9 protein-coding genes are annotated in these 12,002 nt (G+C 49.8%); 3 read left to right on the top strand and 6 right to left on the bottom strand.

What is annotated here, in order from left to right:
• Nucleotides 1–10 precede the first annotated feature (10 nt).
• The 6 genes from JNJ77_12955 to JNJ77_12930 form a co-directional block, all read right to left on the bottom strand.
• Complete coding sequence (locus JNJ77_12955) at nt 11–1,669, bottom strand: protein kinase (protein MBL8823491.1); 1,659 nt, start codon at nt 1,667–1,669, stop codon at nt 11–13.
• A 112-nt stretch (nt 1,670–1,781) separates the two neighbouring features.
• A complete protein-coding gene (locus JNJ77_12950) occupies nt 1,782–3,080 on the bottom strand; it encodes a homoserine dehydrogenase (protein MBL8823490.1) in 1,299 nt (432 codons plus the stop codon).
• A gap of 20 nt (nt 3,081–3,100) precedes the next feature.
• Nucleotides 3,101–4,327, bottom strand: coding sequence for an ABC transporter permease (locus JNJ77_12945; GenBank protein MBL8823489.1), 1,227 nt, complete (start codon nt 4,325–4,327; stop codon nt 3,101–3,103).
• Nucleotides 4,327–5,553 carry an ABC transporter permease gene (locus JNJ77_12940; protein MBL8823488.1) on the bottom strand — a complete coding sequence of 409 codons (1,227 nt, stop codon included), beginning with the start codon at nt 5,551–5,553 and terminating at the stop codon, nt 4,327–4,329. Before JNJ77_12940 ends, JNJ77_12945 begins: the two co-directional genes overlap by 1 nt.
• Before the next feature lie 101 nt (nt 5,554–5,654).
• On the bottom strand, nt 5,655–6,377 hold the full coding sequence (locus JNJ77_12935; GenBank protein MBL8823487.1) for an ABC transporter ATP-binding protein: 723 nt from the start codon (nt 6,375–6,377) through the stop codon (nt 5,655–5,657).
• A gap of 14 nt (nt 6,378–6,391) precedes the next feature.
• Entirely contained in the window at nt 6,392–7,612 is a 1,221-nt protein-coding gene (locus tag JNJ77_12930; GenBank protein MBL8823486.1) for an efflux RND transporter periplasmic adaptor subunit, read from the bottom strand.
• Nucleotides 7,613–7,847: 235 nt separating this feature from the next.
• Here JNJ77_12930 and rimO point away from each other — a divergent pair, with 235 nt between their 5' ends.
• The 3 genes from rimO to JNJ77_12915 are packed head-to-tail and all read left to right on the top strand — an operon-like array spanning nt 7,848 to nt 11,966.
• The gene (rimO, locus tag JNJ77_12925) at nt 7,848–9,305 is read left to right on the top strand and encodes a 30S ribosomal protein S12 methylthiotransferase RimO (GenBank protein MBL8823485.1); all 1,458 of its coding nucleotides are present in this window, start codon (nt 7,848–7,850) and stop codon (nt 9,303–9,305) included.
• A 15-nt stretch (nt 9,306–9,320) separates the two neighbouring features.
• Complete coding sequence (locus tag JNJ77_12920; GenBank protein ID MBL8823484.1) at nt 9,321–10,910, top strand: PQQ-like beta-propeller repeat protein; 1,590 nt, start codon at nt 9,321–9,323, stop codon at nt 10,908–10,910.
• A 3-nt stretch (nt 10,911–10,913) separates the two neighbouring features.
• Nucleotides 10,914–11,966 carry a hypothetical protein gene (locus JNJ77_12915; protein MBL8823483.1) on the top strand — a complete coding sequence of 351 codons (1,053 nt, stop codon included), beginning with the start codon at nt 10,914–10,916 and terminating at the stop codon, nt 11,964–11,966.
• The last annotated feature ends 36 nt before the right edge of the window (nt 11,967–12,002 follow it).

Here is a 12,002-nt window from a genome sequence, read left to right as displayed (position 1 = left end):
ATGAAAATGATTATATTTTCAGACCGATATCATACATGCCTGTGGAAAGTGGCTCACAACGTTGCACGCGGGCTGGCAGAATCACCGAACCAAATTCCTGCGTATGCAATTGTACAATGCAATCGCTGGATGTGAATTCCGCAGGGCCAACCACTCGCAGACCGGTGCTGCTGATATCACGTGACTGGCAGACCAGAGGCTCTCCAACACAGTTCACGTAGATGGGGTAAAGATAAACTTTGGATTCATAACGAAATCGTTCAGCAGTTCTGGTTTCATTTTTCGCCAGCAGATAGGTACGCAAACTGCACAGCAAGGCAGGAACAATAATTTCGAGTCGGTCACGCTCGTTTTCGGGTTTGGAATCCGTGTAGCGAATACGGATATCAACTTCGGTTTGCTTGACGTTAACTTCCGTAGGAGGGGTTAGCTTGATTCGTATTTCGATGAATTCAGCTTTGCGGCCCAGCAACTTCTGCCAGAGATTCTGCTGCATCTGAATCTGGAAAGTGTATTCAGAAGTGACCTTGTCAACCTGCACGAGTTTCGCATCCCACTCGTGAGCAAAGCCTTTAAGTTTATCAATCGCCAGGCCCCCCGGCAGCCACGCTGCACAACGATGAATGACTTCGCCTTCATCACTGATCATGAAGCGAATGCCCTGGTCCTGATTGGAGACCGTCTTCATGGAAACGACTTGAATCAGTCGGCGGAGAATGGCTTCCACTTCCTCACGAGGAATCACCGGTACGGTTTCACCTGTCAACAGAAGTGATGACTCTGCGACGGAGGGATCGAGCAATTTACTTCTGAAGCCACTGGCTGATGCCTGCGACTGGATCAGGTTTTCCAGAAAGCTGGTGGCATTGGCAAACCGCTTGCCTGGTTCAAACTCCATCGCGCGATACAGCACTTCATGCTCATGGCCCGGCAGCAGTTTGAAATCAAATTGCATGGCCCGACGCTGTTCACGCCACTGATGCAACGTATTGCCGTGGAACGGCAACTGGCCTGTCAGCATTTCAATGTAGATCAGCGCCAGACTGTATTGATCGGAATGGTCGTGATACAAACCCTCAGACAATTCAGGTGCCGCGTATTTCAAAGTGACCTGATCGAGTTGCTGGCCTGCGGGAATCCAGGCGAGTTGAGCCAGACAGTAGTCAGCCACACGCAGTCGACCACTGAAGTAATAAAGGCAATGCGGGCTGAGGCACAGGTGCAGCAGATTGGCATGCCGACTTAGGAAATCGAGAGCTTCAGTAACAATTGCCAGGTACTGCAACAGTTCCTTGCGTTCAATGCCCTGCTTGCCCTGGGCTCGTAATTGTTTCCATCGATCAAAAAGGGTTAATTCAGGCAAAGGTCCAACCAGTTGTACCCGGCCTGCATCAAAATGAATGTCGTCGATAGGTGCCAGCCGGGGATGTTTCAGATATTTCAAATAGGCAATCTTTTCCAGTTCCTTGTCGGTTAAGGTTCGTTTTCTGGAAAGTCCCTTGAGAATTTTAACCTGCCTTAACTGACCATCAGCAGACCTTGCCTTCCAGATTTCCATCAATGGAGAGAAGCTGAGCCTGGAAAGGTATTGCAACCCAGTCTCTGTTGGCTGGGATTCTTCATCCTTGGAAACAAAATGTGGATCAAGCACATGCTCGCTTTGCGACACAATAACTTCCTGCGTATGTCAGTTCAGAGCACCCTCAATCATATCGAGAGGGAACACAACTTATCCAGCTTAGTTTATTTTTGGCACACCATCAAATTACTGGCATCGCAATTTATTCAGCTATGGGCATATAAATACTTGGGGTCAAGCAACTGGTAAGCTCATCAATGGCAAATACAGCCCTTCTAATAGCTCCCAGATTAGTTGCGTGCGTGCTGATTACAATGGGAACAGCCAAGCCTCGCTGGGTTTCAAGCTGCTCGTGCTGGACAATGGAAGCAACACTGATTTTCTCTTTGCCAAGAATACCAGCCACCTGAGCCAGACTGCCAGGCCGTTCTTCAGCATTCACTCTCAAATAAAATCGGCTTTCAATTTCGGAAGGCGAACGTAATCCAATGCCCTTATCAGGCGACCACAATCGCATGCTATTGAAATTGATGGCAGCATGTCCCAAAGCCAGGTCAATCAAATCAGAAACCACGGCGCTGGCGGTTGGCATTTGCCCCGCACCCGGACCACAGAGCAAAGTGTCCTTCACCACATCGCCCACTACTTCAATGGCATTGTAAGGACCAGGCATCTGGGCCAGCGGATCAAACCGATGTACGAGAGTCGGCTCAACGTGCAATGCCACGCGATGCTCGCTCATCCAGGCTTCCGCCACCAGTTTGATGGCATATCCCATGATGCGGGCGTATTGGATATCGACCAGTTCTATGCCTTGTATGCCTCGTCGCTCGATGGCATCTCCCTGAATGCTGACACCGAAACAAATACGGGAAAGCACAGCTAGTTTCTGTGCTGAATCCATCCCGCTGACATCGAGTGTCGGATCAGCTTCGGCATAGCCAAGCCGTTGTGCTTCGAGTAGTGCATCGGAATAGGAAATGTTCTTCTCCGACATGGATGTCAGAATGAAATTGGTGGTGCCGTTGAGAATGGCTTTAATTGCAATTATGTCGTTGGCAGCTAGCCCCTGCGACAATGCATGAACAATGGGAATACCGCCACCGACGCTTGCTTCAAAGCCGAGAGTGCAGCCTGCATCATGTGCTGCCCGAAAGAGTTCATCGCCATGCGTTGCCAGAACGGCTTTGTTTGCGGTAATCACATGCTTGCGGTGTTTGAAACAATTGAGGATGCGTGTTCGTGCCGGTTCGAGACCTCCCATCAGTTCAACGACCACTTCCACATCAGGGTCCTGATAAACCACTTCGTCCCGAGTGGAAACCAACTGTGGAGGAACTGCGAATAATCGTTCTTTTTCAGCATCACGGACAACAACGTGGCGAAGTTGCAGTGGTCTGCCGGCACGCTGGGCAAGTCTCGTTGCCTGTTCGATCAGCAGTCTGACAACGCCGCTGCCAACGACACCACACCCTAACAGGGCAACGCCTAAAGGCTTCATATACACATCTTTCTCGCTGTTTATCGCACCGCATCGAGAGGCTTGATGCGCATGGCCGATACTGCAGGTATGATACCGCCAATCAGCCCCATGAAAATGGTGAAGATGGCTGCTACCTTGATAACTTCTTCGTCCACCACCATTTTGAACACAACTGTTTTTCCACTACCCTGCCCTGAGCTTAGTTGCCCTTTCTGTTCAATACCGTTTACTCCCAATCCAATCAGAACACCCAGTATTCCCCCCAGAAAAGCGATTAAGATGGATTCCAGCAGAAACGACAGGAGAATCTGCAGTTTCGAATAGCCAATGATTCTCAGGACGCCGATATCTTTGATTCGCTGAGCCACCGCTGCAAACATGGTGTTCATCAAACCAAAACACCCACCGATGGCCATAATGATGGCAATGACGATGGCTGATACCTGAAAGGTTTTCGTGTTTTCCGTCAGCTTCTGGTAATAGTCTTTCTCTGGCATGGCATTGACTTTGATGTCAGGCAAGCCTCGGTAGTACTCACAGGCTTTCGATGCAATCTCATAGCTGGGAAGCCGCAGCACAATGGTCGTGTAAAGACTCTGTTTTGTTTCTTCGTTATCTTTACCAAAGTACTTACCAACATCTTCTCGCTTGGCCCAGATTTCCGAATCAAAAGGTGAACCAGCTGAATCGAGTATCCCCATCACTTGCCATAAAGGTGGCAAGCCGGGGCGAGGCCTGAAGGTATCACCCACTTTCAATCCCAGCATGCGGGCGATCCCATCACCCAGAACACACTGGGTGCCGCTGCGGTTAAACCACTCACCACCCGGTTGGAGATTCAGGCTGTGTACTTTGCCTGCCATATCGGGATCTTCCATGCCACGAATCTGAATGAAACGATAGCTCGGCCGCCCGCCAGGAGTGGGGCTGGGAATTTCCTGCGTGGCAATGCCATAGACTTCCTTGCTCACCCATACGGTGCCATCTGGATCTCGCTGCACGAGTGAATCACCGCTCCAGAGCGAGAAAAGGGTTTTGTGAACATCGTCGATGTTGATTTCACTGAACAGTTCATCGTTAGTGCCATCCTTCAAGATGATAACATTGCCTGGGTGGCCGGAGTTTTCTGCCAATGCAGCCAGGCCACGCACAAAGGCAAGCATGACTACGAGCAGCGAGACGACGAGGGTGAAACCAATGGCAGTCAGCATGGTGGTTCGCCAGCGCACCATCAGATTTCGGTAGTTGTAACTTACTGGTATCATCAGGCCACTCGCGAAAAGACATCAACTACTTTGACTGTTCTGGCGGAAATAGCAGGAAACAGGCTGCCTATGAATGCTGTGCCGGCACCAGCCAGAAAACCCCAACTGATAGCAGCATCGGGAACGTTGAAACCTGCCAGGATAGAAACATTCCGTGAGATGTAAACCACACTGGCAGCACTGATGCCTCCAGCCAAGGCGCCTAGAAGTACACCTTCACCCAGAATCAGAAACATGATCTGGTTGGGACTGAAGCCGAGCACTTTCAGCACTGCAATCTCCATGCGTCGTTCACGTACCGTAATACTGATCGCATTAGCTACGATAACGGTCATCACTGCGAAGATAGCAGGTACCAGCAGCCATTTTACACCCCAGAGAATGTCCTTGAACGGTTCCAGAAACCGACCGATAGCTGCTGAGAGGGTTTCGCACTTCACGTCAGGCAGATAGGTTTCGATGGTTCCCCCGGTTTGAATCGCCGACTGCTGATTGTCCGTCATGATCCAACCGAGATTGACTTTGCCATCAAGTTCGGAGCCAACCGCCTTAAGCGTTCGACTGAGATACTCGTAATCCATAAATGCAGCCTGTGCCCATCGATTACCGCCCGGCAACTCGCCGACAATCTCCACTTCAAATTCAATGGGCTTTCCATCCGACCCTCGATGGAGAATAGTCTGGGCTTTAAAAACATCGCCAATCTGTTTGCCCAGTTTTTTCATACGTTCCGGACCCATAACAATGCCGATATTGTCCACATTTGAAACAGGTGGATTCTTCATCATCTGACAGATTTTGCCTTCGGGATCGAAACCTTTCAAGCCATCAGTCATTGTCCCTATCTTTTCCGGAATGCAAGCGATGGAAAAGAATATCTTGTCAGGATCCTTCATCGCAGGATCGAGCGTGAAAATGACAAAATGCCAGATGTTAGTTTTGTCACTGCGAAATCCTTCGATGTTGGAAAGATTGGAATTCAGGATACTGCCAGTGCTGCTGATATCGTCCATGTACTTACGATCAAACCGGCTGGGAATACGATGGCGTTCGGTAATGACCGCCAGCACGTCTTTGGATTGCTCAGTCATCTGATCATCAAGAAATCGGATGACGGTGGCAATCAGTGTGAAGATGGCAACCAGGAAGAAAATAGCCAGCAGGGTCAGGATGCTTCTGACTTTGTTTCTCATCAGGTTTTTGACAATCAGCTTCAGCAGTTTCATCCCATTCCCCTATGCCACCTTCACGCGAAAGAATCAACCAACATCATATTTCCATGGTAAGCCGATAAACATATTACCAGCATCAATTCAGCATCTGCATCTCAACTGATGGAAACAACTGCACCCGTTTTCGTGGTGACGTAGGCATCCTCAACCAGTTTGCCCTTCTCAAGACGAACAAGTCGCTGGGCACGCTCGGCAGCATGCGGATCGTGCGTCACCATAATGATAGTCTTTCCCAACGACCGAGGCAGTTCCTGCATGAGAGTCAGGATTTCATCAGCACTTTTGGAGTCGAGATCACCGGTTGGTTCATCTGCGACAATTAAGGTAGGATCGGTGACCAAAGCCCGTGCAATGCCAACACGTTGCTGTTGCCCGCCGGAGAGTTGTCCGGGACGATGCCACATGCGATCGGTCAGGCCGACCAGTTCCATGGCTGTATAAATCTGCCGTTTCCGCTCTGATGCCGAAAGCGGCAGAAGCAGCAAAGGCATCTCCACATTTTCGTATGCCGTCAGCACCGGCAGCAGATGATAGAACTGGAACACAAAGCCAATGCTGCGGGTCCGCCAGCGGGACAGTTCTTCTTCGTTCATATCTGAGACGAGGTCATCTCCCACCCAGATGTTTCCTTCGCTGGGTGTATCCAGCCCTGCAATCATGTTGAGCAGCGTCGTTTTACCAGAGCCAGACGGGCCCATGAGTGCAACAAATTCACCTTCCTGTACTTCGAGGTTCAGGTGATGTAATACGTCAATGCGTTCGCCGCCTCGCTGAAAATATTTGACGACATCCTGACAGCGAACAATAGCACTGCTCATGATTTTCTCGTGGATTAATTTTTCACAGCTGGTTTGGGTTCTGTCGATGTTACAGCAGTCTGTGTCGGAGCCGCAGGGATGCCATCCTTCAAAAACTGTACACGAGCACGCATTTCGGGTCGCAGATCCATTTCATCATCGGGAACATCAATTTTTACCCGTACAGTTACACTGGCTTTGCTGCGGCTGGCAACAGGCATGATGCGTGCTACTTTGCCGGTATATTTCTTGTCTTTGAACGCTTCTGTTGTGATGGTACATTTCTGACCTTTGGCGATTTGACGGATGTCACGTTCACTGATGTCTACTTCGACTTCGAGGTTTTTCAAATCAGCCATATCGCAGAGATTCGCTGAAAGACCGTTGGAAAAGGCTTCAGGCCTTACTGTATTCCCCAATTCGGTTTTCTTTTCGAGAATCTTGCCGGCTATGGGTGCAATGACTTTACAGTTATCGAGCCGCCATTTAGCCTTGGCCATTTCAGCACAAGCTTGATCGTATTCGGCCTTGGCTGCTGCCTTGCGTTCATCACGAACGCCTTTCTTCATCATCGAGTTCAAGGCTCGCTGTTGCTCCAGTTTCTGTTCAGCGATCAGTACCCTGCTCTGTGCCTTGTCAAGTTCATCTCGGGTGATCGCACTGCCAGAGGCCTTCAGCTTGGCGAGTTCATCTTTGGATTGCTTCAGTGATTCTGTTGCTTCTTTCTCAGCAGCTTCGGCTTGAAGTATCTCTTCAACCCGGCTGCCTTTCTCGGCTTCATCCAACTTGGCCTTAGCTAACTGTGAGATAGCCAGGGCACGATTGTATTCAAAGTCGTATTCTTCAGTTTCCAACTCAGCCAGAACTTCACCTTTCTTGACGTATTGCCCTTCCTCGATGTAAAGTTTCTTAACCTGCCCACCTACCTTGGGACTAACCTGTACCTTCTGAAAAGGAACAATGTAGCCTCCAGCTTCGAGTGCGATGTTACTAGCCAGTTTTTCCTTTTCAGGTGCCGGTGCGGTAGCCGTTACAGTGGATTGTGGTGCTGTGGAGGTACTTAGGGCCTGCCTGAGTGAAGCGCCATACTTCAGCCATAACCATGAACCACCACCTACCAAAACGCCGAGGATGATCAGCCAAAATAACTTGCTGCTTCGACGTGGTGGCACGCGGACTTCCTGCCCTAGTCGAAGAGATTGAACCCGTTCCTTCAAGGACGCGTTGGTAGGGTTGGCTGCGACTGTTTCATTCATTCTGGCAACCTCAACATGATCAGGCAGGGATACCATATCTTATCAGATTCGTTCTGAATAGTGCTTTTAGAGTCGCTTGGAATGATACCATGTCTATTTTAAGCTTTGTTTCAGACCACCAAACTGCCTTCTCCTTCATAATTCGCTCATAAATGGGTAATATTGCGTCGCATGCTCATTTCTCGTGTTCAGCTCATCCATAAGATAGTGCTGATCTTAACCTTTGTGATGTCTCATGCCAACACCTCCGCCTGTGAAGGGTACGCTTGCTTTTGTAACACTGGGTTGTGCCAAGAACCTGGTAGATTCTGAACGGATGCTGGGCCACCTGGCAGTGGATGGCTATGCCATAGTACCTGAAGCAAATGGTGCGGATGTTGTTGTTGTGAATACCTGCGGGTTCATTGAAGCTGCCCGGCAGGAATCGCTGGGAGTCATTCGTGAAATGATCGATCTGAAAGACCAGGGCAAACTCAAAGCCGTGGTAGTTGCTGGTTGCCTGGCCGAACGCAAGAAAGAAACATTGCTGGACGAAGTACCGGGCATTGATCATCTGGTGGGGGTCTTTGGCAGGGAAGAGATCACCGCAGTTTGCGACAAGGTGCTGGATGGAAAACTGCCTCGGCCTGCCAATGATAAATCGCTCAGCAAGCGAAAGAAAGAGATTATTAAACCAAGCCGCAAACTTAGTTTGAATCTTGCACCACCCAAGCCTGACTTACTGAAGGAACAACGAACACTTTTCAAACCAGCACCAGTGCGAGCTTTGCCTGACGACGCCCGGCTTCGCATTACCCCAAGGCATTTTGCTTATCTCAAGATCAGTGAAGGTTGCGACAGACTCTGCACCTTCTGCGCAATTCCCGGCATGCGCGGCAAACATGCTACCAAACCCATTGAACAGGTGGTAGCTGAAGCAAAGGAACTGGCCAGAGACGGCGTGCGGGAGTTGAATATCGTTGCGCAGGATTCCACCTACTACGGCATGGATCTCTACGGCAAACCACGATTGGATGATTTGCTGCTGGAACTGAACAAAGTCAAAGGTATCGACTGGATTCGTGTGCTGTATGTCTACCCTATGTACCTGACGGATTCATTGCTGAAGGTTCTTGGCTCAGCGAAGAAGATTGTACCTTACATCGATATGCCTTTGCAGCACATCAACGATACGATGCTGAAGCGCATGAGCCGCAAGGTCAATCGCAAGCAGACAGTTGATCTGGTGCAGAAGTTGCGGGAACACATACCCAACCTGGTATTACGAACCACGTTTATCGTTGGCTTTCCAGGAGAGACGGAAGAGCAATTCCAGGAGTTGTGTGCTTTCGCGACTGAGATGCACTTTGAACGTGCGGGTGTCTTTACCTATTCATTTGAACCCGGAACTCCGGCAACGAAACTGCCGGATCATCTGCCTGAAGAAGTCAAGAATGAGCGTCGTGATCGATTGATGAAGACACAACAAAAGGTGGCATTTGCCTGGAGCCAGGCACAGGTGGGACAAACTCTGGATGTCTTGATTGATGGCCCAGATCCCGAAACGCCAGGCTGGTGGCTGGGCCGATCTTATGCCGATGCTCCAGATATTGATCCGATAGTCAAAGTGAAAAGCAAAAAGATTGGACCTGGTGATTTGGTACCGGTGAAGATTACTGCAGCAGAGGGGTATGATTTGCTGGGGAAAGCGTAATTCAGAGAGAAAACCATGTCAGTACATTCAAACGAAAAATCATATCTCCGTCGTTTCTGGATACCCATTACTCTAATCACCGTCTTTGCAATTGCAGAAGCGGTCAATTGGACCACTAACCTTGTCTCGGAACAACTCATCCCCCGTTTTGCCAGTTCTGCACAGGTGGTGGTAGGAAGAAACCTGGTACTTCTCTTTGGCGGATTGCTGCTCATCTGGCTGCTCTTCACTCGCCAAGTCAGTCGCAAGATCAAGTATTACACTTTTGGCATACTGGCGATTGCAGCAGGTTTGTTTGCTGCTTCCATCCGGGAAATCGAGAACACCGGCAACAACAATTATGTTTTTCATTTCCGCTGGGAACCAACACAGGAACAGCGTTTGCAGCAGTATCTGCTGATCAACAAGCCTGGTTTGGGTAGCAACGAACTGGTTGCCAATGCACCCACACAGACAGATTTTCTTGGCTCACAGCGCGATGGGGTTGTTCCCGGCTCCAAGTTGAAATTTGATTTGAAACAGCACGCACCAAAGGAACTCTGGCGGCGGCCTGTTGGTGGTGGATACGCCAGTTGTGTGCTTGCCGGCGGATTGGCAGTTACCATCGAACAGCGTGGTGAAGAAGAAATGGTAGTAGCCTATGATCTGAAAACAGGACAGGAACGGTGGACGCGAGGCTACCCGGGACATTTTAAGGAAAGCCTGGGTGGTAATGGCCCGCGTGCCACGCCAACCATTTCCAACAATGAAGTATTTGCACTAGGCGCCAGCGGTTTGCTGACCTGTCTTGATCTGGCTTCTGGTCAGGAGAAATGGAAAACCAACATTCTCGAAGATGCCTCCATCAGCAATATACAGTGGGGTATGAGTGGCGCACCGCTGGTGGTGGGTAACAAGGTAATCGTAAACCCCGGTGGTACGAATGATTTCGGGGTGGTTGCTTATGATCGTGCCACGGGCAAAGCTGTGTGGCATGCAGGCAAGAATCGCGCCTCCTATGCATCGCCCGTGCTGGCCAAGCTGGCTGATGTTGAAACGGTTCTGATTTTTGATGCCGAGGGAGTTGCCGGTCATGAACTGGCTACCGGGAAAGAACTCTGGCGATTTGCATTTGGGAACACCAACAAGATCAACGTGGCACAGCCATTGGCATTACCGGGCGATCAGGTCTTTGTCTCCGCAGGTTATGATGCCGGGGCAGTGATGTTGCAAATCAAGAAGGATGGAGGGGCATGGACAGCGACGCCGATCTGGCAGAACAAGCGGCTCAAGTGCAAGATGAGTTCTGCAGTATTCCATGAGGGTTTTCTTTACGGCATGGATGATGGCATTTTGGCCTGCCTGGATGCCAAAACGGGTGAACGTAAATGGAAAGCTGGCCGGTATGGTCATGGGCAACTGCTGTTGAGAAACGATGTGCTCGTCATCATGGGTGAAGCGGGCGATCTGGTTCTGGTCGCAGCTGATCCGAAAGTACATCGGGAACTGGCCAAGGTGCCTATGTTGCCAGGCGGCAAGGTCTGGAATGCCCCAGCCCTGGCTGATGATCTGTTACTGCTCCGCAATCATTATGAAGCGGTTCTTTTGCAACTTGCAACCGAGTAATGGATGAAATTGACAACAGCACACATTGACTGGCTGAATATCGCGCTCATGCTGGTTTCTGCAGCAGCAGCGTTTGTATTGCCTTTTGAGGTGTTTCTTTTTTCGTATGCAGTTCTCGGTCCGCTTCATTACCTCACTGAAATATCCTGGCTGCATGAACGGAAATACTTCACCACGGGAGCACGCGACGCTGTGGTTTTAGTGTTTCTGGGTTTTCTTCTTTTCGGGTTTTCGGTTGTGGTACCCAGATTTCTGGCTCCTGCAGAGAATGCACCTTTGCAGACCAAGCAGGAATTCGGACAGTTCATGAACCAGTCGGGGGCTGTCATCATCTACCTGGCTTTCATGGCAGCACTAGCCATGACGGCGTTTCGCAGTTTAAAATCCAAGTGCTGGTTTATGCTGATTGCTGGATTGTTTCTGGTTGCCCTCATCAATGTGCAAACCTGGGTGCTGTTTTTTGTGGTGTTTTTACCAACCCTGGTGCACGTTTTCGTCTTTACTGCCGCATTTATGCTGTTGGGTGCCATGAAGAATCGTAGCATACCCGGCCTATTATCGTTTCTGCTTCTGCTTGGCATCGGTGCATTTCTGCTCTGGTATCGGCCTGATGTTATTGCAATCGTCTCCAATGAAGTACGGCACCATTATCATTTCTTTGTGGAACTCAACCGCTGGCTGGCCCGGCTCCTAGGCCATGAACTGGCAAATCCTGATCAGGCATATCAATCTGCGATGGGTGTTGCCCTGATGCGATTTATTGCCTTTGCCTACTCCTATCATTATTTGAACTGGTTTTCTAAAACTTCGATTATCAAATGGCATAAGGTAGATGCATTGCGACTATCGGTGATTGTTGTCCTCTGGCTGGTAGCTGTCCTGCTTTACTGGATAGACTACACCACAGGCTTCATTGCCCTTTACACGCTCAGTTTTCTCCATGTGTTTCTGGAGTTCCCGTTGAATTGGAGATGCTTTATGGATCTGGGAAGGGAATTACGCAGCATCTCCCTGCATGGCTGGACAAGAGAGCCGATATTGAAACCTGCCTCGTAAAGATGAGTCTATTGTGAACGGAGCAGACCTTTGGTA

This window comes from Planctomycetia bacterium (assembly GCA_016795155.1).
In the GTDB taxonomy this organism is placed as follows: Bacteria; Planctomycetota; Planctomycetia; order Gemmatales; family HRBIN36; genus JAEUIE01.
This window is presented reverse-complemented; position numbering and strand designations above follow the sequence as displayed.

What these genes read in the sequence shown, in the direction of transcription:
- JNJ77_12935 (MBL8823487.1), bottom strand. Translation starts at nt 6,377, where the DNA reads ATGAGCAGTGCTATTGTTCGCTGTCAGGATGTCGTCAAATATTTTCAG.
- JNJ77_12920 (MBL8823484.1), top strand. Translation starts at nt 9,321, where the DNA reads ATGTCAGTACATTCAAACGAAAAATCATATCTCCGTCGTTTCTGGATA.
- rimO (MBL8823485.1), top strand. Translation starts at nt 7,848, where the DNA reads ATGCCAACACCTCCGCCTGTGAAGGGTACGCTTGCTTTTGTAACACTG.
- JNJ77_12915 (MBL8823483.1), top strand. Translation starts at nt 10,914, where the DNA reads ATGAAATTGACAACAGCACACATTGACTGGCTGAATATCGCGCTCATG.
- JNJ77_12945 (MBL8823489.1), bottom strand. Translation starts at nt 4,327, where the DNA reads ATGATACCAGTAAGTTACAACTACCGAAATCTGATGGTGCGCTGGCGA.
- JNJ77_12930 (MBL8823486.1), bottom strand. Translation starts at nt 7,612, where the DNA reads ATGAATGAAACAGTCGCAGCCAACCCTACCAACGCGTCCTTGAAGGAA.
- JNJ77_12940 (MBL8823488.1), bottom strand. Translation starts at nt 5,553, where the DNA reads ATGAAACTGCTGAAGCTGATTGTCAAAAACCTGATGAGAAACAAAGTC.
- JNJ77_12950 (MBL8823490.1), bottom strand. Translation starts at nt 3,080, where the DNA reads ATGAAGCCTTTAGGCGTTGCCCTGTTAGGGTGTGGTGTCGTTGGCAGC.